Source organism: Acinetobacter sp. 228, assembly GCF_048147885.1.
In genome coordinates this window covers 1-1,152 of sequence record NZ_JAYWYV010000455.1, presented here as the reverse complement: position 1 = coordinate 1,152, position 1,152 = coordinate 1, and the positions used below count along the sequence as shown (strand labels likewise).

The following is a 1,152-nucleotide window of genomic DNA, read 5'->3' as shown; positions in this document are numbered from 1 at the left end:
CAGGTTTTTAAAATATTATTGTGATTTTTACCCTTATGAGTAATTAAGCATATAGGGGTGCTGTAGTGCATTTTATCTTTTAAAACAGGCTGCATAACACCGTCTTCAACCCATTTTTTTGCATAGTGGTCGGGTAAAAAACCTAAAAATTTTCCGGTTAAAATGAGAAAGGCAATACCTTCGCGGTCACTTGCGGTCGCTTTACAGTCTAAAAGCTGATGTAACTTGGCTGCTTCCGAGGTAATTGCATAATTAGGAAGAATTGCTTGCCATTTTTTTAATTCATTTAAATGAATGTTGCTACATTGGTTAAATAAAGGATGATTTTTGCCACAATATAAAAATGAACTTTCACTATATAAATCGAAATAGTCTAAACCAGACAAAGGCGTAACAAGGGGGATAACACCTGCGTGCAAACGGTTATCAAGTACACGGCATTCAATATCTGAAAGGGTGCTCATACTGATATTAATAATAACCTCGGCATGTTCCTCGGCAAGTTGTGTCAAGGTGTTGGTGATATAGCCTCTAGGCATAGTCACAAGGTTGTTAATAATGCCGATATTAAATTCACCCTTAAGACGGTTATGCATTTGATTGACTTTAGAACGGAAGTCTTCAATGGCTGCTGTCAGCACTTCGATATATTCTAAAATTTCCCGTCCTTCATCGGTCAGGGCAAAGCCGGCACGGCCACGTTGGCACAGCCGAATGCCCAGACGATTTTCTAAATCACTCATATGCAAACTAATTGCAGAGCGGCTAATACCTAAAATACTTTCTGCAGATGTAAAGCTGTGACAGTCGCAAACCGTTTTAAATATTTTGAGAAGTTTTATATCAAAATCAGTAACTTGATTTAATTTTTTAGGTTTCATTTAGTTTTGTTTTTTTAAATCTAAACTCAAGATAATTTGAATTTATCAAACTTATCTCGCTATGTACACTCAAACCATAATTTGAAAATAAACAGTAATGGTTATGTTTGATACGTATAAATTCAGCGACTCTGAACATACTTTGGACGCGGTTCAACCTAATAATAATATGCACATAAATTATCAGGCACACTGGATGCCTTTTTCAGCAAACCGAAACTTTGCTAAAGACCCACGTATGATTGTGGGTGCCAAAGGGTCTTATCTAATT

The 1,152-nt window shown here is 36.4% G+C and carries 1 protein-coding gene and 1 pseudogene; one reads left to right on the top strand and one right to left on the bottom strand.

The window, feature by feature from the left end; translation table 11 throughout:
• Window positions 1-881: LysR family transcriptional regulator (locus VXQ92_RS19820; protein ID WP_223233803.1), on the bottom strand; the 881-nt coding region annotated here is incomplete at its 3' end.
• 97 nt (window positions 882-978) lie between these two features.
• Here VXQ92_RS19820 and VXQ92_RS19815 point away from each other — a divergent pair.
• A pseudogene (locus VXQ92_RS19815) lies at window positions 979-1,152 on the top strand (aspartate aminotransferase family protein); the annotation flags it as partial.